Genomic DNA, 23454 nt, shown 5'->3' with positions numbered 1-23454 from the left:
GGAAGACCTCATGTTCGACATCGGGTGGAGTGAACTGGTCCTGATCGGGGTCGTGGCCCTGATCGCCATCGGCCCGAAAGAGCTGCCGGGCGTGTTGCGCATGGTTGGGCAATGGATGGGCAAGGCCCGCAAGATGGCCGCGGAGTTCCAGGGCCAGTTCCAGGAAGCGATGCGCGAGGCCGAGATGGCCGACCTCAAGAAGAGCTTTGACGAGGTCAAGGAAGCCGCCACCGGCTTTACCAGCAACAATCCGCTGACCTCGCTGCAGAAGGATGTCAGCGACGCGCTCCGCGTCGATGCGCTGGACAAGCCGGCCGAGACGCCTGCCGCCACCGCCATCGATCCGCCCGTCACACCGACGGCACCGGAAGCGCCGACGCCTGCGACCTTCATGGAAGCCGAAGCGCATGCGGCTACGAACGAGCCGCTCGCGATCACCCGCGACGTCGAACCGGCACCGGTTGCGCAGGACACCGCGCCATCCGAGGCGATCAAGGACGCCAAAGCGTCATGACCGACGCCGATATCGAGGCCAGCAAAGCCCCGCTGATGGACCATCTGATCGAGCTGCGCTCGCGGCTGATCAAGGCGCTGCTCGGCTTTGGCATTGCCTTCATCTTCTGCTTCTTCTTCGCCAAGCAGATCTACAACGTTCTGGTCTGGCCGTTCGTGTGGGTCGCAGGGCCCGAGAACTCCAAGTTCATCTACACGGCGCTGCTGGAATATTTCATCACTCAGCTGAAGCTCGCGCTGTTCGGCGCCGGCTTCATCTCGTTCCCGATCGTGGCGACGCAGATCTACAAGTTTGTCGCGCCCGGCCTCTACAAGCACGAGAAGCAGGCCTTCCTGCCGTATCTGGTCGCCACCCCGTTCTTCTTCGTGCTCGGCGCGGCGCTGGTCTATTTCGTCGTGCTGCCGATGCTGGTCCGCTTCTCGCTCGGCATGCAGCAGGCCGGCAGCGACGAGACCGCGCAGATTCAGCTCCTGCCCAAGGTCGGCGAATATCTGTCGCTGATGATGTCGCTGATCTTCGCCTTCGGCATCGCCTTCCAGCTTCCGGTGATCCTGACGCTGCTCGGGCGGATCGGCATCGTCACCTCGAAGATGCTGCGCGAGAAGCGCCGCTATTTCATCGTGGTTGCCTTCGTCATCGCGGCCGTGCTGACACCGCCCGACGTGCTCAGCCAGTGCTCCCTGGCCATTCCGTTGATGGCGCTCTACGAGGGCTCGATCATCGCGGTGGGGATGGTGGAGAAGAAGGCAGCGGCTTCGCAGGCCGCCACCGGCACCGACGTGTCGACGCCGGCCAATCCGGCGGAGTAGGGCACTTTCGCTTTATCATCGCACTGCTCAGCCCATGATTCGTCATGCCCGGGCTTGACCCGGGCATCCACGACTTGATCTAAGGCGGCAGACACGTGGATGGCCGGGATAAACCCGGCCATGACGGGAAGACAGCCATGCACGACATCAAATCGATCCGCGACAATCCGCAAGCCTTCGACGCCGGCCTCGCGCGGCGCGGTTTGAAGCCGATGTCGGCCTCGCTGCTGGCGATCGACGAGAGGCGGCGTGCGGCGATCCTCGCTTCCGAGCAGTCGCAGGCGCGACGCAATGCGGCTTCGAAGGAGATCGGCGACGCCAAGAAGGCCAAGGACGAGGCGCGGGCGGCCAAGCTGATGGCTGAGGTCGCCGAGCTCAAGACCACGATGCCGCAGCTCGAAGCCGCCGCCAGGGCCGCCGACGAGGAGCTGACGAAAGAGCTGTCGGCGATCCCGAACATTCCGTTCGACGAAGTGCCTGACGGCGTCGACGAGCACGGCAACGTCCAGCACCATGTGTTCGGCAACAAGCGCAACTACAGCTTTGCGCCAAAACTGCATGACGATCTCGGTACCGCGCTCGGCTATATGGATTTCGAGGCGGCGGCCAAACTCTCCGGCGCGCGCTTCGTCGTGCTGAAGAAGGGGCTGGCGCGACTCGAACGCGCCATCGGCCAGTTCATGCTCGACCTGCACACGACCGAGCACGGCTACACCGAGATCAATCCGCCGCTCTTGGTGCGCAACGAGGTGATGTTCGGCACCGGGCAACTGCCGAAATTCGAGGACGACCAGTTCTGGGCGATCAAGGGCGAGCTGCTCGCCTCGCCCGACCACGAGCGGTTGAAGACCGAGCGCCTCGGTCTGATCCCCACCGCGGAGGTGTCGCTCACCAATCTCGCGCGCGAGTCCATTCTCGACGAGAAGCAATTGCCGATGCGCCTCACCGCGCTGACGCCGTGCTTCCGCGCCGAGGCGGGCGCTGCGGGGCGCGACACCCGTGGCATGATCCGCCAGCATCAGTTCACCAAGGTCGAGCTGGTCTCGATCACCACGCAGGAAACCAGCAAGGACGAGCTGGAGCGGATGCTGTCCTGCGCCGAGCAGGTGCTGCAGAAACTCGACCTGCACTATCGCGTGATGACGCTCTGCGCAGGAGATATGGGTTTCTCGTCGCAGAAGACCTATGACATCGAGGTCTGGATGCCCGGGCAGGGCGACGGCGGCATGTTCCGCGAGATCTCGAGCTGCTCGGTCTGCGGCGACTTCCAGGCGCGCCGCATGGATGCGCGCTCGCGCGGGCCGGATGGCAAGCCGCGCTTCGTGCACACGCTGAACGGCTCCGGCACCGCGGTCGGCCGCGCGCTGATCGCCGTGATGGAGACCTATCAGCAGGAGGACGGCTCGATCGCGGTCCCCAGCGTGCTCCAGCCCTATATGGGCGGGCTGAAGGTGATCGCGCGCGACTAAAGCGTTTTCCCGCGAAATGGGCACCGGTTCGCGTCCGAAAACGCGGCATGACGAGAATCGCGTTGCGAAGATCGGACGGCCGGCTATCCTGCCGGCCCCCTCAGCGCGATCCCACCCTTCATGCCCTTGCACCGCGACATCTTCTGGATCGGCAGACAATGGGCGGTGACAGGTACCGGGATCCAGGCCATCGATCAGCGTCTCCGCGGCGTCCTGGACATCGAGATCGTGCGGCTCTGGGACGACGATCTCGTGCAGAGCCGACGGGCCAAGCCCGGAGTCAATGCTGCCGACTTCGACAAGGCGCTGACCGTGGCACGCGAACGGTTTCCGCAGGCGCCGACACCTGACCCGTTCGTCGCGCAGCTGGAGGCGCTCGGGGTGATCGAGGCTCCCGTCGTGAATTCAGTCGTGCCGGCGATGCAAATGCGTGCCGAGGGCCGGCTCGCGCGTTTCCTGCCGCAATGGCGCATTCGGCGCTAGTTTAGCGGGACAGGCCGGGAACCTGCTGCCGGGGCCCTGATCAGCCGGTTTGCCTGATGGGCCACGGCCGGATATGACAGATCAAACGGTTTTTCGGAATCGACCTCTCGCATGCGCATTCTCTGCACCAATGACGACGGCATCCATGCTCCCGGCCTCAAGGTCGTGGAGGAGATCGCGCGCGCCTTGTCGGACGACGTCTGGGTCGTGGCGCCCGAGCTCGACCAGTCCGGCGTGTCGCATTCGCTGTCGCTGAACGATCCCCTGCGCCTGCGCGAGGTCGGCCCGCGGCACTTTGCCGTGCGCGGCACGCCGACGGACTGCGTCATCATGGGGGCCCGCCATATCCTGGGTGCCAAGCTGCCTGATGTCGTGCTGTCCGGTGTCAACAAGGGCCGCAACGTCGCCGAGGACGTGGTCTATTCCGGCACCATTGCCGGCGCGCTGGAGGGCACCATCCTGGGCCTGCCGTCATTCGCACTGTCGCAGGAATTCAGTGTCGAGACCCGTGAACGGCCGCCGTGGGACACCGCGCGCAAATTCGGACCCGACATTCTGCGCAAGGTGATCGCTGCCGGCGTTCCCAAAGACACCGTCATCAACGTCAACTTCCCGTCCTGTGCGCCCGAGGATGTGCTGGGCGTCCGCGTCACGCGCCAGGGCAAGCGCAATCTCGGCTTCCTCAAGATCGACGAGCGCAGGGATGGCCGCGGCAATCCCTATTTCTGGATCGGCTTCGAGCGCACCGCGATGATGGATACGCCCGCCGACGGCACCGATCTCGCCGCGCTGCGCGAGCGCTACGTTTCCGTCACGCCGCTCAGGCTCGATCGCACCAACGAGGCCTTTTCGGAAGAGCTGAGCCTCATGCTGAAATAGGGCTCGAGCCTTTGCCGTTCCGGTGGAATCAGAACGGGGCTCTCGATTCTTGTTTCGACGCGTTTTCTTGACGCGAACCGGTGTCCACTTCGCTCGAAAACGCTCTAGCCGCCGCGAAGCGCGGCTTCGATGGTCTTGCCGAGTGCATCGAGCTGAAACGGCTTTTGCAGCGACGGCCGGTCGCGGTATTGTTCGGGCAGGCCGGAAGAGCCGTAACCGGTGGCGAAGATGAACGGGCAGCCCTTCGCCATGATGACATCGGCCACTGGCGAGATGACCTTGCCGTTGACGTTAACGTCCAGAATGGCGAGGTCGAACTCGGTGGATTGCGCAAGCCGCATGGCCTCGGTGATGTCGCCCGCTTCGGCGGCAACCTTGTAGCCGAGCTCCTCCAGCATGTCCGCGACCATCATTCTGATCATGACCTCGTCCTCGACGAGGAAAACAGAGCGGCCCGAAAGCCCTGTCGCAGTCATAGGTGAGTCCTTGCCCATTCTCGTGAACGTTCGCAGATAACGATAGGGGACGCAATGCGCGTTTCGGCGAACGCAAACCCGCAAACGGCTTAGCGCTTTGAAAGCCCGGTTGTGGTCAAATGATGCGCCGAAAGGCTATCATGAGTTCCTGAGCCGGAACAAGATTCTCGTCTCGGGTTCTTGCGGTGCAGTACGCGATGCGCCAGACGAGATGAGCAACAGCAGCTATGACGTCCCATCAGCACCCGCCGGAAAAGATGATGTTTCAGCTGACGCTGAGGCGTCGGGGCATCAGCGATCAGGCCGTGCTGAGGACCATGGAAGAGGTGCCGCGCGAGCTTTTCGTCGAGGGCGCCGATCGCGACGGCGCCTATCGTGACAGCGCACTGCCGATCGCCTGCGGGCAGACCATCAGCCAGCCCTTCGTCGTCGCGTACATGACCGAGCAGCTCCAGCTCAAAAAGCAGCACCGGGTGCTCGAAATCGGCACCGGGTCTGGCTACCAGGCTGCCGTGCTGTCGCGGCTCGCCGGCCAGGTGCTGACCGTCGAGCGCTATCGCAAGCTCGCCGACACGGCACGCGCGCGACTCGAAAAGCTCGATTGTCACAATGTCGAGGTGATGCTCGGCGACGGTCTCAATCTGCCTCCCAATATCGGTCCGTTCGATCGCATCATCGTCACCGCCGCGCTGGAGCAGATTCCGGAGAACCTGATCGAGCGGCTGGAGGTCGGGGGTATCCTGATCGCCCCCGTCGGACCGCATCAGGGCGTACAGACGCTGACCCGCTTGACCCGCACCGAAACCGGGATCGAGCGCAAGGAACTCGTCGAGGTCCGCTTCGTGCCGGCACTGCCCGGGGTGGCGCGGGAACTGTAGAACCCCGGATCGGCTGTGCCGCCAACACCTTATTGGGAGGGTTAAGCCGTTATTTACTCGGCAGGTGTTTACTTAAAACACCAGTTCTGTTGCGTACGAGTGAGTAACCATGTCCGCTGTCGCCGAGTTGCTTTACTCGCGCCGCGTGCCGCAGGTCGCGGCGCTGGCGCTGATCTCCTTCAGCTTTGCAGGGTGCAGCGCCGACATGTCGTCGCGTCTGTCCCAGACGAATTTCTCCAATCCCTTCGCCTCGGAATCCACGGGATCGGTGCAGCAGGCGCCGCCGCAGCAGCGTGAGCTGCCGCAATATGCGCGCCCGCAGACGCAGTCCGGCCATTATCAGTCGCAGCCCTTGCCGCCGCCGGCAGTGTCCGCGCCGCAATCCTATCCCGTCGCGTCGGGTGGGGGAGTGTCCGGTGGCGGACGCGGCGTCGGCTCCTATGCGCCTCCGGCGCAGCCGCATCTCGAGACCACGGCCACCGTGCCGCCGCGCTCGGTTGCGGCCGCCCAGCCGGCCGGCGGGACCAAGATCATCGTCGGTACCAGCGATACGCTGGACGTGCTGGCCAAGCGCTATCGCGTCACGCCGCAGGCGATCCTTGCCGCCAACGGCTACAAGGGGCCGCGCGCGCTCTCGCCCGGCCAGCAGCTGATCATCCCGCATCCGGCGACGGCCGCTGCGCCGGCGCCCGTGCCGGCGATGGCGCCCGTTGCGGCAGCGCCCGCGGCCAAGCCGGTCGCGGCCATGATTGCGCCGTCGAGCACCCATTTCGTCAATCGCGGCGACACGCTCGCCAGCATTGCCCGGAAGAACCACATCTCAGCGGCTGAACTCGCCCGTGCCAACGGCCTCGATCCGTCTGCAAAACTCAAGCTCGGCACCAGGCTGACTGTGCCCGGTGCCAAGACTGCCGCCGTCGCGGCGCCTGCGGCTCCGGCCACAGCTGCGCCCGTTGCGGGGACGCTCCAGCCCGTCGCGGCTGCTCCCGCGCCTGCCACCAAGATGGCGGCGGCCGCGCCGGTGCAGAGCGCGCGCCTGGCCCAGGCGACAGCCAATGTCGAAGAGAAACCCGCTGAGACGCCGGCGAAGGCCGCGGAGGCCACCGGCGCGCTGCCGACCTTCCGCTGGCCGGTCCGCGGCAAGGTGGTCACGAGCTACGGCGCCAAGACCAATGGCAAGGCCAATGACGGCATCAATCTCGCGGTGCCCGAAGGGACGCCGGTCAAGGCGGCTGAAGACGGCGTCGTCGCCTATTCCGGCAACGAGCTGAAAGGTTACGGCAATCTGGTCCTGGTTCGGCACTCCAACGGCTACGTCACCGCATATGCCCATGCGAGTGAGCTGTTGGTGAAGCGCGGCGACACCATCAAGCGCGGCCAGGTCATTGCCAAGTCGGGTCAATCCGGGGAGGTGGCGTCGCCGCAGCTCCACTTCGAGATCCGCAAGGGATCGAGCCCGGTTGACCCGCTTCAATTCCTGAACGGGGCGTGAGGCGCACCGCTTCGGTCGGGCACACCCTCGCCAAAAACACGCTGTCATCGCCCGCCTTGTGCGCACTCGCGCACTGGAGCGGACGATCCAGTATTCCAGAGACGCCAGTTGTTGAGCCGATAAGCCGCGGCGTACTGGATTCCCCGCCTGCCCGGAGAATGACAGTTGTGGGTGAGGTGATAGCGAGCCTTACTTCGCCGTCAGCTTCACGCCGAGCCGTCCCGCCAGCTCCTGCACGAACTGCCAGGCGACGCGGCCCGAGCGCGAGCCGCGCGTCGTAGACCATTCCAGCGCCTCGCGCTCCAGCGCCTCGTCGTCGATCTTGACGCCGAAATGGCTGCAATAGCCGCGCACCATGGCGAGATATTCGTCCTGGCTGCAGCGGTGAAAGCCGAGCCAGAGGCCGAAGCGATCCGACAGCGATACCTTCTCCTCGACCGCCTCGCCCGGATTGATCGCGGTCGAGCGCTCGTTCTCGATCATCTCGCGCGCCAGCAGGTGGCGGCGGTTGGAGGTGGCGTAGAGAATGACGTTCTCGGGCCGGCCCTCGATGCCGCCTTCGAGCACGGCCTTGAGCGACTTGTAGGAGGCATCGTTGCCGTCGAAGGAGAGGTCGTCGCAGAACACGATGAAGCGGAAGGACGAGGCCCGCAGCTGCTCCATCAGCGCGGGGAGGCTCTCGATGTCCTCGCGGTGGATCTCGATCAGCTTCAGCCGGTCGGCCGGTTTGCGCTCCGCGTTGATGCTGGCATGTGCTGCCTTCACCAGAGACGACTTGCCCATGCCGCGCGCACCCCAGAGCAGGGCATTATTGGCCGGCAGGCCATTGGCGAAGCGCTCGGTGTTCTCCATCAGGATGTCGCGCATCCGGTCGACGCCCTTCAGCAGGAACAGCTCGACGCGGCTGACCCGCGGCACGGCCGCAAGGCGCCCGTCGGGATGCCAGACATAGGCATCCGCCCGTTCGAACGATTCGCGCTCGACGGCCGGCATGCCCTGGGCGGAGAGGTGCGCCGCGATCGTCTCCAGCGCGCGGACGATCCGCTCCTGGGAGAGGTCTGGGGCTGTCTTGGCGATGGCTTTGGAGGCTGCCGTGGGGCGTTTTGCCGCGACGCGGGCGGGCTTGCTGGCAGGGGTGCGGGGGCCTTTGCCGGCCGGGCTTTTGCTAAGGTTTTTGGGCATGTCCGAAGTTCCTGAGAACGCAGCCTTATCGGGCCTCGCGGCGCGCCGCAAGGTGGCCCAAAAGGGCGGTCTGGCAGCGTTGCAATTGGGACAATGGCCGCTATAGTCCGCGCGAATTTGACCGAACCGGTCGCCTTTGAGGGCCTGACCGGCTTTCCCCCGTTCTCACGAGGATCGTCCGAATGCTGATTACCCCTGCGTATGCCCAGGCCGCGGGCGCCGGCGACACCAACAGCATGTTGATGTCGCTGCTGCCGTTCGCCCTGATCTTCGTGATCATGTACTTCCTGATTCTGCGTCCGCAGCAGAAGAAGGTCCGCGACCACGCCGAGCTCGTGAAGAACATCCGCCGCGGCGACACCGTCGTGACCTCGGGCGGCCTCGTCGGCAAGGTCACCAAGGTCGTCGACGACGACCAGATCGAGTTCGAGATTTCCGACGGCGTGCGCGTGCGGCAGATGCGCCAGATGATCTCGGGCGTGCGAGCCAAGGGCGAGCCGGCGAAAGAGAGCTCGAAGGAAAGCGCCAAGGACGACACCGCGGCGAAGTGAGCGCTCGCGCGAGTCTCTCAAGTCTCCTGATCTGACAGGTCCAGTCGATGTTGTATTTCACGCGGTGGAAGGCGCTGGGGATTATCCTGACGGCGCTGATCGTGTGCCTCTGCGCGGTCCCCAACTTCTTCCCCGAGGCGCAGGTCAAGACCTGGCCCGCCTGGGCGCAGCGCAGGCTCGTGCTCGGCCTCGACCTCCAGGGCGGCTCCTATCTGCTGCTCGAGGTCGATTCCAACTACGTGAAGAAGGAGCGGCTCGACCAGGTCCGCGACGACGTTCGCCGGACGCTACGCGATGCCAAGATCGGCTTCACCGGCGGCGTCACCGTGCGCAACGACGCGGTCGAGGTTCGGATCACCAAGGAATCCGATGCGCAGGCCGCACTCGCCAAGCTGCGGGAGCTGTCCCAGCCGTTGGGCGGGCTGATGGGATCCAGCGGCCAGCGTGACCTCGAAGTGACCGATGCCGGCGGCGGTGTGATCCGCCTGAGCATCCCGCAGGCTGCGATGCTCGACCGCATGCGCAAGACCATCGAGCAGTCGATCCAGATCGTCGAACGCCGCGTCAACGAGCTCGGCACCGTCGAGCCCGTGATCCAGCGCCAGGGCAATGACCGCATCCTGGTGCAGGTCCCGGGTCTCCAGGACCCGACGCGCCTGAAGGAATTGCTGGGCAAGACCGCGAAGATGGAATTCCGCATGGTCGACACCTCCGTGCCGCCGGATCAGGCGCAGCAGGGCAGGTTGCCGCCGGAATCCGAACTCCTGATGAGCGCGTCGCCGCCGCCGACGCCTTACGTGGTCAAGAAGCAGGTGCTGGTCGCAGGCGGCGACCTGACCGACGCCCAGGCGACCTTCGACCAGCGCACGGGCGAGCCGGTGGTCAGCTTCAAGTTCAATACGTCGGGCGCCCGCAAGTTCTCGCAGGCCACGACCGAGAACGTCGGCCTGCCCTTCGCGATCGTGCTCGACAACAAGGTGATCTCGGCGCCCGTGATCCGCGAGCCGATCACCGGCGGCCAGGGCCAGATCTCCGGCAATTTCACCGTGCAATCGGCCAACGACCTCGCCATCCTGCTGCGCGCCGGCGCGCTGCCGGCGCCGCTCACGGTGGTCGAGGAGCGCACCGTCGGTCCGGGCCTCGGCCAGGATTCGATCGAGAAGGGCGAGCTTGCGGCCTATGTCGGCTCGATCCTCGTCATCGTCTTCATGCTGTTGACCTACCGCCTGTTCGGCGTGTTCGCCAACATCGCGGTGGCCATCAACGTCGCGATGATCTTCGGCCTGCTGTCGCTGCTCAATGCCACGCTGACCTTGCCCGGCATCGCCGGCATCGTGCTCACCGTCGGCATTGCGGTCGACTCCAACGTGCTGATCTACGAGCGCATCCGCGAGGAGCTGCGCGGCGGCCGCAACGCGATCTCGGCCATCGACGCCGGCTTCAAGCGGGCGCTCGCAACCATCCTCGATTCCAACATCACCACCTTCATTGCCGCCGCGGTGCTGTTTTACATCGGCACCGGCCCGGTGCGCGGCTTTGCCGTGACGCTCGGCATCGGCATCATCACCACGGTGTTCACCGCCTTCACCATGACTCGGCTGATCGTCGCCTGGTGGGTGCGGTGGAAGCGGCCGCAGAGCGTGCCGATCTAGGAGCCTGATCGTGACTCACACCGTTCTCATCGGGCTCGGCGTCCTCATTGCCATTCTCACCGTGGTCTCGGTGTTCGGCTGGCTGCCGTCGCTCCGCATCGTCCCTGACGATACGCATTTCGACTTCACGCGCTTCCGCCGCATTAGCTTTCCGATCTCGGCGCTGCTGTCGATTGTCGCTATCACGCTGTTCTTCACTCACGGTCTGAACCTCGGCATCGATTTCAAGGGAGGCACGCTGCTCGAAGTGCGGGCCAAGTCCGGCGCCGCTGACATCGCGGCGATGCGCACGACGCTGGATGGCTTGCGTCTTGGCGAAGTCCAGCTGCAGCAGTTCGGCGGGCCCGAGAACGTCCTGATCCGCGTTGCGGAGCAGCCGGGCGGCGATGCCGCCCAGCAGGCGGCCGTGCAGAAGGTCCGCGCCGCGCTCGGCGATTCCATCGAGTACCGCCGCGTCGAGGTTCTCGGTCCGCGCGTCGCCGGCGAGCTGCTGGCCTACGGCATGCTCGGCCTGATGCTCGCGATCGTCGCGATCCTGATCTATCTCTGGTTCCGCTTCGAGTGGCAGTTCGCGTTGGGAGCCATGATCGCCAACGTGCACGATATCGTGCTGACCATCGGCTTCATGTCGATCAGCCAGGTGGATTTCGACCTGACCAGCATCGCGGCCCTGCTGACGATTCTCGGCTATTCGCTCAATGACACCGTCGTCATCTACGACCGTATCCGCGAAATGCTGCGGCGCTACAAGAAGATGCCGATGCCGCAGCTGCTCAACGAATCCATCAATTCGACGCTGTCGCGCTCGATCATTACCCACGTCACCGTGACGCTGGCACTGCTCGCGCTGCTGTTGTTCGGCGGACACGCGATCCACAGCTTTACCGCCGTGATGATGTTCGGCGTGGTGCTGGTCGGCACCTACACCTCGATCTTCATTGCGGCCCCGATCCTGATCTACCTCGGCGTCGGCGAGCATCGCGAAGATGCGCCCGATACGGCTACGCCGGCGAAGAAAAGCAAGGCATGATCCGAACCTCGCGCCCTCGCAGGAGTTTGCGAGGGCAGTAAGCCCATTCGGACGAAGCTCATGGCCGGCGATCCCAATGCTCCGCATTTCCCGCGCTCGGCGCCGATCGATGCCTATGGCAAGGGCGGCTTCGCCTTTGCCGGCATGTCGCATCGGGGCTCGCTGCTCTGCCTGCCGGACGCGATCTGGGCCTGGGACGTGACGGACCCCCAGAAGATCGACCGCTATTCGCTGGATCGGGTCTTCACGGCGGCCAACAGCATCGACACGCTCCTGGTCGGCACCGGAACCGGGCTGTGGTTGCCCCCGCCGGAGCTCCGTCAGGCCCTTAAGGCGGTGAGGGTGGTGCTGGACACGATGCAGACCGGACCCGCCGTACGCACCTATAACATCATGATCGGCGAACGGCGGCGGGTTGCCGCTGCGCTGATCGCCGTGCCATGAGCAGCCCTGCGCCGCCGCCCGATTCTGTTACCTTCTGCGCCGATCTGGTGCGCAGCCATGACTTTCCGCGTTACGCCGCGACCCTGTTTGCGCCGGCCGCCGAGCGCCGTGCGTTGCTGGCCCTGTATGCCTTCAACGTCGAGATCGTCCGCGTCCGCGACCAGGTGAGCCAGCCCTTGCCCGGCGAGATCCGCCTGCAATGGTGGACCGACATGCTGTCGGGTCATGTCCATGGCAGCGCCGAGGGCAATCCGGTGGCGGCCGAGTTGCTCCGCGCGATCCGTGATTTCAACCTGCCGGTCGAGCCGCTGTCGCAGCTGGCCGACGAGCACCAGTTCGATCTCTACAACGACCCGATGCCGACCATGGCCGCGCTGGAAGGCTATCTGACTGCGACCTCGTCGACGCTGTTCGGTCTGGCGGCGCAGGTTTTGGGACCGCCGTCGGAGGCGGTCGAGCATCTCGCCCGCCATGCCGGGCTGGCGCAGGGCATCGTGCAGGTCATCGCCAATTTGCCGCGCGACGCCGCGCACCGGCAATTGTTCCTGCCGCAGCAGCTGATGGAGAGGTACAATTGCAGCATCGAGGATGTCTTCGCCGGCAAGGAGACGCCCAATCTGCATGCGGTGCTGGAGCAGCTTGCGGGTGAAGCCCGGCAGCATCTGACGACGGCGTCGTCGCTGCTGGCGCAGGTGGCGCCGTCCATGCGGCCGGCGTTTCTGCCGTTGAGCCAGGCGCAGGCCGATCTCAAGCGCCTGTCGCGTCCGGGACGCAACCCGTTTACGCTGCAGCCATCGTCGCGGCTGCGCACGCTCTGGACATTGTGGCGCGCCTCGCGATCGCGTGAATTTACCAAATAGCGGCTGGCTTATCGCCTGAGCCGGCCAAATGCTCTATGCTGTCCTATGGCTGACTTATCCCGAAGCATGTCCGATCTCAGCGGCTTTCCGGTCGCACCAAGCGACATTCTTGCGGCCGCCGAGACCATCCGCGGCGCCGTCGTCGAGACGCCCTGCAGCCATAGCCGGACACTGAGCAGTATTTGCGGCTGCGACATCTGGCTGAAATTCGAGAACCTCCAGTTCACCTCCTCGTTCAAGGAGCGCGGCGCGCTCAACCGGCTCACCGCGCTGACGCCGGAAGAGCGCGTGCGGGGCGTGATCGCTATGTCCGCGGGCAACCACGCGCAAGGCGTCGCCTACCACGCCAAGCGGCTCGGCATTCCCGCCACCATCGTGATGCCGATCGGCACGCCCATGGTGAAGATCGAGAACACCAGGCATCACGGCGCCGAGGTGGTGGTCACGGGCGCGACGCTGGAAGAGGCCGCCGCCTTTGCGCGCAGCCACGGTGAAGCGCGCGGCATGATCTTCGTCCACCCTTACGACGATCCGCTTGTCATCGCGGGGCAGGGCACGATCGGGCTGGAAATGCTGAAGGCCGTACCGGATCTCGACACGCTGGTCGTTCCGATCGGCGGCGGCGGGTTGATCAGCGGTATCGCCATTGCCGCGAAATCGATCAAGCCGTCGCTGCGGATATTGGGCGTCGAGGCCTGGCTGTATCCCTCGATGTACAACGCCATCCATGACGGCAATCTGCCGGCGCGCGGCGACACGCTGGCCGAAGGCATCGCCGTGAAATCGCCGGGGAAGATCACCACCGAAATCGTCCGTCGTCTCGTCGACGACATCGCGCTGGTCAACGAAGCCGAGCTCGAGCGTGCGGTCGCAACCCTGATTTCGATCGAGAAGACGGTGGTCGAAGGGGCCGGCGCCGCGTGCCTCGCCGCGCTGATGTCCGATCCGTCCCGCTTTGCCGGCCAGAAGGTCGGCCTGGTGCTGAGCGGAGGCAATATCGACACGCGGCTGATTGCCTCCGTCCTCACCCGAGAGCTGGCGCGCGAGGGGCGGCTGACGCAGTTGTCGCTCGATATTCCTGATCGCCCCGGGCAGCTTGCCGCCGTGGCCGCGCTGCTGGCCGAAGCCGGCGCCAACATCATCGAGGTCTCGCATCAGCGGACCTTCTCGGATCTTCCGGCCAAGGCGACGCTGCTGCAGCTGGTCATCGAGACCCGCGACAGCGCGCATCTCGACGAGGTGATGGCGAGATTGAGCGCATCCGGACTGAGCGCGCGCTGCACCTGAGCGGTGCGCGGGCGTGCCGCTATCGCGCCGCCAGAGCCGCGAGGTGACCGATCAGCCGATCGATCTCGGCTTCGGTGTTGTAATAGTGCGGTGATGCCCGCACGAGCGGCGGCAGCGAGCGGAGCTCGGCATCGATGCGGGTACTTGATGGATCCGACGCGCCGATCGTGATGCCGGCGGCAGCGGCGCTGCCCACGATGGCGTCCGCCTCATACCCGTCCATCGTGAAGCTGACGATGGCGCCCGGCGCGCGGCCGAGGTCGCGAATGGCGAGGCCGCGGACGGACGCAAGGCCGCCCCGAAGGCGATCCGCCAGCAGACGGCAGCGCTGCTCGATGGGACCCATGCCGATATCGAGTGCATAGTCGACGGCAGCGCCGAGCCCGAGCCGGGCCGCATAATTGTTCTCCCAGGTCTCGAAACGGCGTGCATCGTCGCGGAGCCGATATTCATCCCGCGAGACCCAGGGCGCCGCGAAATGGTCGATCATCGGTGGTTCGAGCTGTTGCAGTAAAGCCCGGCGGACGTAGAGAAAGCCCGTGCCGCGCGGGCCGCGCAGGAACTTGCGCCCCGTGGCCGACAGCATGTCGCAGCCGATCGCCTCGACGTCGACGGCCATCTGGCCGACCGCCTGACAGGCATCGAGCAGGTAGGGAATACCATGTGCCCGCGCGATCTTGCCGATCGCCGCGGCGGGATTGACCAGCCCGCCATTGGTCGGAACCCAGGTGATGGCGATCAGCTTCGTGCGCTCATCGATCATGCGTTCGAGCGCGTGCACGTCGAGTTCGCCGCTGGCATCGCTCGGCACGACATCGATCGTCGCGCCGGTTCGCTTCGCGACCTGAAGAAAGGCGACATAATTGGCAGCGTATTCGGCCTCGGCCGTCAGGATGCGGTCGCCCTTGCGGAACGGAAGCGCGTAGAACGCCATCTGCCAGGCAACCGTTGCGTTCTCCACCAGGGCGATCTCGTCAGGTGCGGCATTGAGCAGGCGGGCCACCGAGCCATACACCGCGTCGAGCCGACCGGACTCGCGGTCGGCAGCGGCATAGCCACCAATTTCGCTTTCCAGGTCGATATGTCCCTTCACGGCCGCGACGACCGGCGCCGGCATCAGAGCCGCACCCGCATTGTGCAGGTAAGCGAGCCGGGAGGCGGCAGGCGTGTCGGCGCGTATCCGGTCGATATCGATCACTTACGCCTCCGCATCTCGCGATCTTCGTGCATGAATTAGACGCGTCGAGGACTGCGAGCAAGACGGCGCAGTCTTGGCTCAGATGCAGAGGCTGAGCAGCTTGATGTGGCAGGTGCTGGATTTGGGCTTGGTTGCGGGCGCCGCCTCACGCTTCACGGCAACCAGCGGCTCCTTGTCCTTCTTGCCCTTACCCTTGCCCTTCGGCTCGTAATCGCCGGCGATCACCATGGCCCAATAAGTGCGCTTGCCGTTGGCATTCTTGGCGCTGGCAATGCCGACGCGGGAGGCGTTGTGCAGCAGGAGGTTCTTGCGGTGCCCGGACGAGTCGATCCACTGTCCCAGCGTCTTCTCGAAATTGTCGTAGCCGTAGGCGATATTCTCGGCGGCGCGGCCCGCGCCCGCCGGCGCGACACGGCGGTTGAAGGGCCCGAGCGCATCGTGACTGAGGTCGTCCTTCGCCGCCATCGCGCGGGCCTGATCCATGGCGATACGGTCGAGGGTGGAATCGCGAACGACGCGGGCCTCACCATGCTTGAGACGGAAGCTCGAGATCTGCTCGGCCGGTGAGTCAGCCATCGCGGGCGCGCCTGCCAGCAGCAGAAGGCCAGCGATCATCCCGCCAACCACACGATGCATCATGGTCCCCCGAGTGCCCATAATCCTTGCCAGCCCTTCGCTATCCAAGCGTTTCTCTATCGCCAATGTGGACGCTTCAAGGCACGCCGCAATGCTAGCTCGCCGGCAGCTTCGCCTCGAAATTGAAGCGGTCGCGCAGGTTTTTGCGCTGCTCCAGGATATCCTTGAGGAAGGCACGGTCCTGCTCGTTCTTCATCATCGGCTCGATCAGGTCGAGCTGGTTCATTGCGACCAGTTGCAGGACCTCGGTGCGCGGCGCGCCGCTGGCGTTGCGCGGCAAGGCGTGCACGATCTGGATGTGTTCGGGCGGCTTCGGTCCCTTGGCGGCGGCAAGCTCGCTGCGGAGTTGACCTTCGAGCGCGGCCTGATCGGCTTCGACGAAGGCATAGAGCCCGACGCCGGAGCGGCGGTCGGCAAAGGCGACGATAGCGGTGTCGCGCACGGCAGGATTCCGGCGGATCAGCTCGGCGAGCACCGGCGCGTCGTTGACGAGCCGGCGGCCGCCGCCCTCGCGGTCGGTGAAGTTGAACAGGCCGCGGGTGATGGCGCGATAGACCTTCTTGCCGGTGGCGAGCCACAGGCGCGCGGCGAACGACTTCTTCGCCAGGATCTTCCGCTCCCGCGGCGTCAGCGCCTCCGGCGCGTAGGAGCGCTTGTGCTTCAGCAGATGCCGCAGGTCTTCATAGGCGAGAATGCGATACAGCCGGCCGCGACCGTTGAAGCACGCGGCAAGCTGAAAATCGGTCACGTAGGCGCGGCCGTCGCGGCCGACCAGCCAGTTCTGCTCCTTGGCGAGATCGTTGTGGCAGATACCGGCGCGACGCAGCCGGCGCAGCGCGGCCTTGGCCGAGCGGAAATAGGCGAGATCGCCATGCGGCTTTGCCAGATGCAGCGCGACGCCGTCGACGAAGCCGCGCACCAACGCGCGGCGTCCGGCCCACAGCAGCTCGGGACCGACGTTGAGGCCTTTGGCGCGCACCAGCGCATGCTTCTCGCGGGCGAACAGATGGCGTGCCAGCAGAAACGACCACCATGGCACCCCGTCGAGCCGGCGCAGCACCGCGTCGGTCTCGCCGCTCTCGGTGCGGAAGCGGCCGCGCTCGACGGTCGAGAACACGTCGCGCTTGAGCAGCACGCCTTCGGTCCAGCGCGCCGACAGCTCTGCGGCGTCGTCTTTGGGGAGGCTCATCGAAAACTCATGCGGCGGCGGCAATGCGCAGGTGATCGGCGATCCAGCGATCGAGATCGGCGAGCGCCCGTGCGCTGAGCGCCTGCTTCTTGGCCACCGTCTTCTCGTTGCCGCGCAATCGCGTGCCATCGGGCTTCTTCGTCGGTGCGGTCGCGAGCGGCGGGAACAGGCCGAAATTGATGTTCATCGGCTGGAACGACCGTGTGCCCGGCTCGATGGTCTCGATATGGCCGCCGGTGATGTGGCCGAGCAGCGATCCGAGCGCGGTCGTGCCAGGCGGACTGACAAGCGTCTCGCCGCGTGCCTGCGCTGCTGCATAGAGACCGGCGATCAAGCCGACGCTGGCGGATTCCACATAGCCCTCGCAGCCCGTCATCTGGCCGGCAAAGCGCAGCCGCGGCTGTGCGCGCAGCCGCAACTGGCCGTCGAGCAGCTTCGGCGAATTCAGGAAGGTGTTGCGATGCAGGCCGCCGAGTCGGGCGAACTCGGCCTTCTCCAGACCGGGAATGGTGCGGAAGATGCGCTGCTGCTCGCCATACTTCAATTTCGTCTGGAAGCCGACGATGTTGTAGAGCGTGCCGAGCTTGTTGTCCTGACGGAGCTGCACGATCGCATAAGCCTTCGTGGCGGGATCGTGCGGATTGGTGAGGCCGACGGGCTTCATGGGACCATGGCGCAGCGTCTCGGGGCCGCGCTCCGCCATCACTTCGATCGGCAGGCAGCCGTCGAAATAGGGCGTGTTGGTCTCCCATTCCTTGAATTCGGTCTTCTCGCCGGCCATCAGCGCGGCGACGAAGCTGTCATACTGCTCCTTTGTCATCGGGCAGTTGATGTAGTCGGCGCCATTGCCGCCGGGGCCGACCTTGTCGTAGCGCGACTGGAACCAGGCCACCGACATGTCGATGGACTCGCGGTGCACGATCGGCGCGATGGCGTCGAAGAAGGCGAGCGCGTTCTCGTCGGTGAGTTCGCGAATGGCTTCGGCCAGCGGCGCGGAGGTGAGGGGGCCGGTGGCAACGATGACGTTGCTCCAGTCGGCCGGCGGCAGGCCCGCGACTTCGCCACGGGCGATCTCGATCAGGGGATGGTCTTTCAGCGCTTTGGTGACGGCCGCCGAGAAGCCGTCGCGGTCGACCGCGAGTGCGCCGCCGGCGGGCACCTGGTTGGCATCGGCCGCACGCATGATCAGCGAGTCGAGCCGGCGCATCTCCGCATGCAGGAGGCCGACGGCGTTGTTGGCGGCGTCGTCCGAGCGGAACGAGTTGGAGCAGACGAGCTCAGCAAGTCCATCGGTGCGGTGCGCCTCGGTCATGCGGGTTGGCCGCATCTCGTGCAGCACCACGGGCACGCCGGATTTCGCCACCTGCCAAGCAGCCTCTGAACCGGCAAGGCCGGCGCCGATCACGTGGACGATGTTGGATTGGGGTCCTGTCATGGGGCGGACAGGTAGCGCTTTTCGGCGGAGAGTGGAATCGCCGAGATCGAGTTTTCTGCCACCAGATACGACAACGCCCGCACGAGGCGGGCGCTATCGGGTCGTCCGGTTGGGGCTGAGGTTATCAGCCCTGATACTGACCGGCGGCAACGCGCGGGATGTCCGAGCGATCGAGGCCGATATCGGCCAATTCGCGATCGCTGAGCTGAGACAGCTCGGCAACATTGCGCTGATAGTCCCGGAAGGCCTGGATCATGCGGATGAGCGAGAGCAGCATTGGTAGTCTCCTGTAGTTCGATTCAGCTCTTGCCCGAGCCTCATCGTTGAAGTGAATATAGATGGGAGTAGTGCAGTGCGAAAGTTCCTATGTTGCGATGCAGCTAGGCGTAGAGTGCATACCGTCGGTAACGGGCGATTAACCTGGGGGCGCTCCCGCCCACGCAACAGGCAGGGTGTCGTATCAGGAGAAGCAAATGTCCGTGAATTCACGGACTTAAGGGAGCTAGCGCTAGCCGGTTGCGCCAGGGAAATATGTTGCGTTCCTGCGCCCGCCAATGACCTGAAGCAGCTACTGAACCCAAGTCACATATGCGCGATTCGCATGTGTCCGGAACAGAAGATATGAATACATATTCATTCATGCGTCCTGTTGGTTCGCGTCGGATATTTGGCACCCTTCGACCGGCAAACGCCCTCGGTGCATCAAGCGCACGCTTTGCGTGCAGCGTTCGTTACAGGTCTGTCATGAAAGACAGAATTTCTGCATGCCACTCTGCGCCATGCGCAGCATCACGTAATTCTCGCGAAGAATTTATTGCGGCAAGTTGACGCGCCCGAAGGAAAGTCGTGCCGCAGAATCCGGCAATGTCGCTGGTCTGTGCAAGGACAAGAAGGAAGGTAACGTCATGTCGAAGTTACTCGGGGTTATCGCAATCGCTGCCGTTGCGTTCGCCGTCGCGCCGGCTGAGGCCACCAAGCACGCCGCGGGCGGCTGCAGCGGGGCCAATCTGGAGAAGACGGAGACCGCGATCGAGAACATGGCCGACGGCGACAGCAAATTCGTCGCGCAGAAGGAAATCACGGCGGCGCAGGACGCGCTGCTCAACGGCAAGATGGGTGTGTGCGGTGCGCATCTGAGCAAGGCGATGCAGGCCACCATGTCCAAATAGAAACGTTGAGAAGTCAGCGCATCAAAGAGGGGGCCGATCGCCGCGCGGTCGGCCCTTGCTCGCTTGTCCGAGGGCCTAAAGCATGATCCGGAAAAGTGCACAGCGGTTTCCGAAAAGATCATGCTTAAACAACAACCTAAAGCGCGATGACGATTCATCCTGATCGCATCGCGCTTTAAGGAGCGCGCGCCAGCTGGGTGGCGAAATAGGCGATGGTCTTGGAATAGACATCGCTCTTGTTCCATTGCTGAAGCACGGCGAAGTTGGGACTGCCCGGCTGCCAATCCTTGCCTCGTTGCCAGCCATAGCCGGCGAGATAGTTGGCGGTGGAGGCGAGCACGTCGGGCGCGTTATGCAGGAGATCGCGCTTGCCATTGCCGTCGAAATCGACGGCATATTTCATCCAGGATGACGGCATGAACTGGGTCTGGCCGAGCTCGCCAGCCCAGGCGCCCTTCATGTCGGCTGGGGCGAGATCGCCGCGCTGGACGATGCGCAGCGCGTCCATCAGCTCGGCGCGAAACTGCTCGGAGCGGCGGCAGTCATAGGCAAGCGTTGCCAGCGAGCGGATCGTCGCGAACTTGCCGGTGTTGACGCCGAAATCGGTCTCCAAACCCCAGATCGCAACCAGGATCTCGCCGGGCACCCCATAGGCCTGCTCGATGCGCGACAGTACCGAGCCGTATTGCTTCATCATGTTGGAGCCGCGCTGCATGCGCGGCGGCACCATGCGGCCGGAAAACTCCTCGAAGGACTGGGTGAAGACCTTTTGCGAGCGGTCGCGGTTGAGGACGCTCTGATCGAGCGTCACGCCGGCAAGCCCGGTGGTGATGGCCTGCTGCGAGATGCCTTTCGCCGCAGCGTCAGTTTTGAAATCCGCAAGCCAGGCGTCGAAATTGCCCGAGCCGCAGGCAACAGCAGCGAGCGCGGGCTGGGCTGACAGGATTGAAGCGGAGAGGGCGAAGGCTGCGAGAGCGAGACGAGAAATCGTCGGGGTCATTCGAGTAAATGAATTCCGTGAAGCGATCTGACCGGTGGGCACAATCTCGGTCGGAACCGCGGCCAAAGCAAGGCGCACGACAGGATGCGATCCTGCCCGAGCCGGGGCAGGATCGCAGGTCACGATATCGTCAGGCGTCCGTCCGATTCCGCCACGGGAAGAGGTTGGCCGGGAAGTCGGCAGCCGGCTTGCGCGGACGATGCGGCGGGGGCGGCACCGGGCGCGCCCCGGGCTCCGAGACGATCACCTTGCGGTAGAGGTGCCACGTGGCATGGCCGAGCAACGGGATCACCACGGCAAGGCCGAGGAAGGCCGGTATTGTGCCGAGCGCGAGCAGCACCGCCACAATGAAGCCCCACGCCGCCATCGGCACGGGGTTTCTTGCGACGACGCGCAGCGACGTTACCATTGACTCGAATGCGCCGGCATGACGGTCCAGCATCAAGGGGAACGACACGACGCTGATACAGAGCGCGGCGAGCGCGAACAGGAAGCCGGTGCCGCAGCCAACCGCGATCAGCCACCAACCTTGCTGAGTCGTCAGCACGCGCGTCACGAAGTCCGAGAGTCCGGTCGCGCCCTCGTAGCCGAACGCTGCGATGTAGATCGCCTGCGCGGTCGCGACCCAAGTGACGAGCAGGGCGAGCAGCAACGTGCCGAGGCCCAGCATCGCACCGAACGAAGGCGAGCGCAGCACCTCCAGGGCATCCCAGGCGCTGGCCGGTTCATAGCGCTCGCGCCGGCTGGAGAGCTCGTAAAGTCCGAGCGCCGCGAAGGGGCCAATCAGCGCGAAACCGGCAGCCAGTGGAAACAACAGCGGCAACACCGAATAGCCCATCACCACGCGGGCGAGCACGAGGCCGAGCACCGGGTAGATCAGGCACAGGATGATGGCGTGGCTCGGAACGGCCTTGAAGTCTTCCCAGCCGCGCCTGAGCGCATCCTGCAGATCGGACAGTCGGATGGTTCGGATCACTGGTCCAGCCGCATCCGCGGGCTGGCCCATCGTAGGAACATTGCCCTGGTAGAGTGTGGCCATGGTCGCTAGCTCCCTTGCCAGGCGGCCAAGACCGGCGCCGGCAAACGGCGCAAGCGGCCGCCATTCTTTGAAATCTCGCGATCCCGACCACACGCGAATTCCGGCCGGCATCGCGAGCTGAACGCCAACCATACTCTCAAGTCCAAGTCCTGTCCCTCACGCTGGGGTAAAATTCGATGTCGCGGCGCAACCACAACGACGTCATTCTGTCGTCATTTCGCCGCAGATAAGCTGATGCTGCTGTTAGCTTGCGGAACTTCGCGGGCGCAGCGCGGTAACTTCGTCTATAAGTGCCACTCAAGGCCCTTCCAACGGATTCCTTTTCGGGGAGCAGACATGAGCATTTTCGGGAAAATCATGAGCGCGATCTTCGGCAGCGAGCCGGCCTCCGCCGCGCCCGCCGGTGGCGCAGCTTCGCCCGGCACGCCCGCAGGCGCGCCAGGCGCTTCGGCGCCGGCCGCCGCGCCCATGGCGGCCGTCGACGTGGCGGCGATCGTCGACAAGGCCGCGGCCGCACACAAGGGCGAGAAGCTGGAATGGCGGACCTCGATCGTCGACCTCATGAAGGCGCTCGATATCGATTCCAGCCTCGCTGCGCGCAAGGATCTCGCCAAGGAGCTCGGCTACGGCGGCGACATGAACGACTCGGCCAGCATGAACGTCTGGCTGCACAAGCAGGTAATGTCCAAGCTCGCAGCCAACGGCGGCAAGCTGCCGCCGGAGATCAAGCACTGACCCACCCCGGGTCGTGCCGGAGGGGCCCGCGATCTCGCGGGCCCCTTTGCACTCAGGCGACCAGATCCGCATCCTCCGGATGCCTGTCGAGATAGTCGACGACGAAGCCGCAGCCGGCGATCACCTTCCTGCCGTCGCGCCGGATCAAGTCCAGCGCGCCCTTGACCAGCTCGGAGCCGATGCCGCGGCCGCGCAGCGCGCGCGGCGTCTCGGTATGGGTGATGATGACGGCGGACGGCGTCAGCCGGTAATTGGCGAAGGCGATGTCGCTGCCGACATCGAGCTCGAAGCGGCTCCTGTCCTTGTTGTCGCGTACCGATGCCGCCATGAGGGATCCTTCCGAAATGCAGATTGCCTCCTGATCTAGGAGGCCAATTCCGCCCTTGCCAAGGTGAGACCAAGGCAGATTGGCGCAGAGGAGATATCCGCAAATGCGCCGCGGTGACCGCAGTGCAGTATGGAAATCGCGCCCTGCGAGCATAGCGCGGCGACCGCAAATATTCCTCGCTACGGCTCTTGCAAGCCGAAGTTCGGTTCCCACGTCCTGGAGAGGACATACGCCCGAATGCGGCCGGCAGGGTCGCCAGATATTCGGAGTGTCGTGATCGCCAGCCGCAGACGTATGCCTCTTTTGCAGGAGGGTACGATGTCGGACTCTGGTTTCTTGAAGACTCATCGAACATGGGAAGACTGGTGCGGGATGCTGCTTGGCGCGGCGATCGTGGCTTCGCCGTGGTTTCCCGTCCAGGATCAGGGGATCACCGGACACCAGACGGCCATCCTCAACACCGTCGCGATCGGTCTGATCGTGTTTGGTCTCAGCCAGCTCGAGTACGTGGCCTTGCAGCGGTGGCAAGAGGTGACCACGATCCTGGTCGGGCTGTGGCTCATCGCCTCGCCTTACGTGATCGGCTATTCCGCCGACGGCTTCCTCCGCATCTATCACACGACCCTCGGTGCGGTGGTGGTGCTGCTCGGCATACTCCAGCTGTGGCAGGACTGGGGTCAGACTGACCAGGACCTGCTCAAGCATGGGCAATAGGCCGT

26 protein-coding genes are annotated in these 23454 nt (G+C 64.8%); 16 read left to right on the top strand and 10 right to left on the bottom strand.

Annotation, left to right across the window (positions count from 1 at the left end; all coding sequences use genetic code 11):
• Positions 1–10: 10 nt before the first annotated feature.
• The 5 genes from tatB (at position 11) to surE (ending at position 4154) form a co-directional block, all read left to right on the top strand.
• A complete protein-coding gene (tatB, locus tag ABIA42_RS15170; protein ID WP_271528218.1) occupies positions 11–514 on the top strand; it encodes a Sec-independent protein translocase protein TatB in 504 nt (167 codons plus the stop codon).
• Complete coding sequence (tatC, locus tag ABIA42_RS15165; protein ID WP_370112670.1) at positions 511–1323, top strand: twin-arginine translocase subunit TatC; 813 nt, start codon at positions 511–513, stop codon at positions 1321–1323. The genes tatB and tatC overlap by 4 nt, the downstream gene beginning before the upstream one ends.
• 137 nt (positions 1324–1460) lie before the next feature.
• Positions 1461–2792, top strand: coding sequence for a serine--tRNA ligase (serS, locus tag ABIA42_RS15160; RefSeq protein ID WP_370112672.1), 1332 nt, complete (start codon positions 1461–1463; stop codon positions 2790–2792).
• A gap of 120 nt (positions 2793–2912) precedes the next feature.
• Positions 2913–3275: a hypothetical protein gene (locus ABIA42_RS15155; protein WP_370112674.1), complete on the top strand. Its 363-nt coding sequence runs from the start codon at positions 2913–2915 to the stop codon at positions 3273–3275.
• A 111-nt stretch (positions 3276–3386) separates the two neighbouring features.
• Positions 3387–4154 (top strand): 5'/3'-nucleotidase SurE, encoded by a 768-nt coding sequence (gene surE, locus ABIA42_RS15150; RefSeq protein ID WP_370112676.1) that lies wholly within the window; start codon positions 3387–3389, stop codon positions 4152–4154.
• A 104-nt stretch (positions 4155–4258) separates the two neighbouring features.
• Here surE and ABIA42_RS15145 read toward each other — a convergent pair whose 3' ends face one another.
• Positions 4259–4630: a response regulator gene (locus ABIA42_RS15145; protein WP_271528223.1), complete on the bottom strand. Its 372-nt coding sequence runs from the start codon at positions 4628–4630 to the stop codon at positions 4259–4261.
• A gap of 227 nt (positions 4631–4857) precedes the next feature.
• Between ABIA42_RS15145 and ABIA42_RS15140 the strand changes: the two genes are divergently transcribed.
• Both ABIA42_RS15140 and ABIA42_RS15135 read left to right on the top strand, forming a co-directional pair.
• The gene (locus ABIA42_RS15140) at positions 4858–5508 is read left to right on the top strand and encodes a protein-L-isoaspartate(D-aspartate) O-methyltransferase (protein WP_271528224.1); all 651 of its coding nucleotides are present in this window, start codon (positions 4858–4860) and stop codon (positions 5506–5508) included.
• A 109-nt stretch (positions 5509–5617) separates the two neighbouring features.
• Entirely contained in the window at positions 5618–7000 is a 1383-nt protein-coding gene (locus tag ABIA42_RS15135) for a peptidoglycan DD-metalloendopeptidase family protein (protein ID WP_271528225.1), read from the top strand.
• A gap of 189 nt (positions 7001–7189) precedes the next feature.
• On the opposite strand, the gene ABIA42_RS15130 is transcribed toward ABIA42_RS15135, so the two are convergent.
• Positions 7190–8182, bottom strand: coding sequence for an ATP-binding protein (locus ABIA42_RS15130; protein WP_370112679.1), 993 nt, complete (start codon positions 8180–8182; stop codon positions 7190–7192).
• 182 nt (positions 8183–8364) lie between these two features.
• Between ABIA42_RS15130 and yajC the strand changes: the two genes are divergently transcribed.
• The 6 genes from yajC to ABIA42_RS15100 are packed head-to-tail and all read left to right on the top strand — an operon-like array spanning position 8365 to position 14006.
• Positions 8365–8733, top strand: coding sequence for a preprotein translocase subunit YajC (gene yajC, locus ABIA42_RS15125; RefSeq protein WP_027576227.1), 369 nt, complete (start codon positions 8365–8367; stop codon positions 8731–8733).
• A 47-nt stretch (positions 8734–8780) separates the two neighbouring features.
• On the top strand, positions 8781–10385 hold the full coding sequence (gene secD / locus ABIA42_RS15120) for a protein translocase subunit SecD (RefSeq protein ID WP_271528227.1): 1605 nt from the start codon (positions 8781–8783) through the stop codon (positions 10383–10385).
• A 10-nt stretch (positions 10386–10395) separates the two neighbouring features.
• Positions 10396–11415 carry a protein translocase subunit SecF gene (gene secF, locus ABIA42_RS15115; protein ID WP_370112682.1) on the top strand — a complete coding sequence of 340 codons (1020 nt, stop codon included), beginning with the start codon at positions 10396–10398 and terminating at the stop codon, positions 11413–11415.
• 60 nt (positions 11416–11475) lie between these two features.
• Positions 11476–11859: an Mth938-like domain-containing protein gene (locus tag ABIA42_RS15110; RefSeq protein ID WP_061881784.1), complete on the top strand. Its 384-nt coding sequence runs from the start codon at positions 11476–11478 to the stop codon at positions 11857–11859.
• The gene (locus tag ABIA42_RS15105) at positions 11856–12719 is read left to right on the top strand and encodes a phytoene/squalene synthase family protein (RefSeq protein WP_370112684.1); all 864 of its coding nucleotides are present in this window, start codon (positions 11856–11858) and stop codon (positions 12717–12719) included. The genes ABIA42_RS15110 and ABIA42_RS15105 overlap by 4 nt, the downstream gene beginning before the upstream one ends.
• A gap of 45 nt (positions 12720–12764) precedes the next feature.
• Positions 12765–14006 (top strand): threonine ammonia-lyase, encoded by a 1242-nt coding sequence (locus ABIA42_RS15100; protein ID WP_370143786.1) that lies wholly within the window; start codon positions 12765–12767, stop codon positions 14004–14006.
• Positions 14007–14025: 19 nt separating this feature from the next.
• Here the strand turns inward: ABIA42_RS15100 and ABIA42_RS15095 are convergent, their stop codons facing one another.
• The 5 genes from ABIA42_RS15095 to ABIA42_RS15075 all read right to left on the bottom strand — a co-directional run bounded on the left by ABIA42_RS15095 (position 14026) and on the right by ABIA42_RS15075 (position 18741).
• Positions 14026–15204 (bottom strand): aminotransferase class V-fold PLP-dependent enzyme, encoded by a 1179-nt coding sequence (locus ABIA42_RS15095; RefSeq protein ID WP_370112686.1) that lies wholly within the window; start codon positions 15202–15204, stop codon positions 14026–14028.
• A gap of 78 nt (positions 15205–15282) precedes the next feature.
• The gene (locus tag ABIA42_RS15090; RefSeq protein ID WP_370112688.1) at positions 15283–15840 is read right to left on the bottom strand and encodes a CAP domain-containing protein; all 558 of its coding nucleotides are present in this window, start codon (positions 15838–15840) and stop codon (positions 15283–15285) included.
• 94 nt (positions 15841–15934) lie between these two features.
• The gene (locus tag ABIA42_RS15085) at positions 15935–17029 is read right to left on the bottom strand and encodes a serine/threonine protein kinase (protein WP_370112690.1); all 1095 of its coding nucleotides are present in this window, start codon (positions 17027–17029) and stop codon (positions 15935–15937) included.
• 7 nt (positions 17030–17036) lie between these two features.
• Positions 17037–18464, bottom strand: coding sequence for a methylenetetrahydrofolate--tRNA-(uracil(54)-C(5))-methyltransferase (FADH(2)-oxidizing) TrmFO (gene trmFO / locus ABIA42_RS15080; protein WP_370112692.1), 1428 nt, complete (start codon positions 18462–18464; stop codon positions 17037–17039).
• A gap of 124 nt (positions 18465–18588) precedes the next feature.
• On the bottom strand, positions 18589–18741 hold the full coding sequence (locus tag ABIA42_RS15075) for a DUF1127 domain-containing protein (protein ID WP_007590701.1): 153 nt from the start codon (positions 18739–18741) through the stop codon (positions 18589–18591).
• Positions 18742–19369: 628 nt separating this feature from the next.
• Here ABIA42_RS15075 and ABIA42_RS15070 point away from each other — a divergent pair.
• Positions 19370–19633: a hypothetical protein gene (locus ABIA42_RS15070; protein WP_370112694.1), complete on the top strand. Its 264-nt coding sequence runs from the start codon at positions 19370–19372 to the stop codon at positions 19631–19633.
• A gap of 175 nt (positions 19634–19808) precedes the next feature.
• Here ABIA42_RS15070 and ABIA42_RS15065 read toward each other — a convergent pair whose 3' ends face one another.
• Positions 19809–20633 (bottom strand): lytic murein transglycosylase, encoded by an 825-nt coding sequence (locus ABIA42_RS15065; RefSeq protein WP_370112696.1) that lies wholly within the window; start codon positions 20631–20633, stop codon positions 19809–19811.
• Positions 20634–20763: 130 nt separating this feature from the next.
• Positions 20764–21672 (bottom strand): DUF2189 domain-containing protein, encoded by a 909-nt coding sequence (locus ABIA42_RS15060; RefSeq protein WP_370112698.1) that lies wholly within the window; start codon positions 21670–21672, stop codon positions 20764–20766.
• Between the two features lie 336 nt (positions 21673–22008).
• Here ABIA42_RS15060 and ABIA42_RS15055 point away from each other — a divergent pair, with 336 nt between their 5' ends.
• Positions 22009–22407 (top strand): DUF3597 domain-containing protein, encoded by a 399-nt coding sequence (locus tag ABIA42_RS15055; protein WP_370112700.1) that lies wholly within the window; start codon positions 22009–22011, stop codon positions 22405–22407.
• A 52-nt stretch (positions 22408–22459) separates the two neighbouring features.
• Here ABIA42_RS15055 and ABIA42_RS15050 read toward each other — a convergent pair whose 3' ends face one another.
• On the bottom strand, positions 22460–22735 hold the full coding sequence (locus ABIA42_RS15050) for a GNAT family N-acetyltransferase (RefSeq protein ID WP_370112702.1): 276 nt from the start codon (positions 22733–22735) through the stop codon (positions 22460–22462).
• A 318-nt stretch (positions 22736–23053) separates the two neighbouring features.
• Here ABIA42_RS15050 and ABIA42_RS15045 point away from each other — a divergent pair, with 318 nt between their 5' ends.
• Positions 23054–23449, top strand: a complete 396-nt coding sequence (locus ABIA42_RS15045) for an SPW repeat protein (RefSeq protein WP_370112704.1) — start codon at positions 23054–23056, stop codon at positions 23447–23449.
• The last annotated feature ends 5 nt before the right edge of the window (positions 23450–23454 follow it).

Origin of the sequence: Bradyrhizobium sp. USDA 327 (assembly GCF_041262065.1) — a bacterium.
Lineage (GTDB): Bacteria > Pseudomonadota > Alphaproteobacteria > Rhizobiales > Xanthobacteraceae > Bradyrhizobium > Bradyrhizobium liaoningense.
This window is presented reverse-complemented; position numbering and strand designations above follow the sequence as displayed.